The 261-nt window shown below is 45.2% G+C and carries 1 pseudogene; it reads right to left on the bottom strand.

Going from position 1 to position 261, the window contains the following annotated elements:
- Positions 1-119: 119 nt before the first annotated feature.
- Positions 120-261: pseudogene (locus RH45_RS22900) on the bottom strand (glyoxalase/bleomycin resistance/dioxygenase family protein); the annotation flags it as partial.

Raw genomic sequence — 261 nt, 5'->3', positions numbered from 1 at the left:
CCTAACGCCTTGTTAAGGGGTGAGCAACGCAATACCGATGCCGCCGCATACCACCTTAAACACCAAAACTAACGCATAGTAAAAATGCCACGCGTTGAGAATCCCTCTTGAACAATTTGTTATGTGGTTTTCCCACGTAGTCCTATTAAATTTCCAAATGGGTCCTCAACTTGGCACATTGAAAGCCCATCTTCAATTTCCATTGGTCCACGATAAAGGCACGCACCGAGTTCTTCAAAATGAGCCAGGGCAACACATAAG

The organism is Vibrio sinaloensis DSM 21326 (genome assembly GCF_000189275.1).
Lineage (GTDB): Bacteria > Pseudomonadota > Gammaproteobacteria > Enterobacterales > Vibrionaceae > Vibrio > Vibrio sinaloensis.
This window is presented reverse-complemented; position numbering and strand designations above follow the sequence as displayed.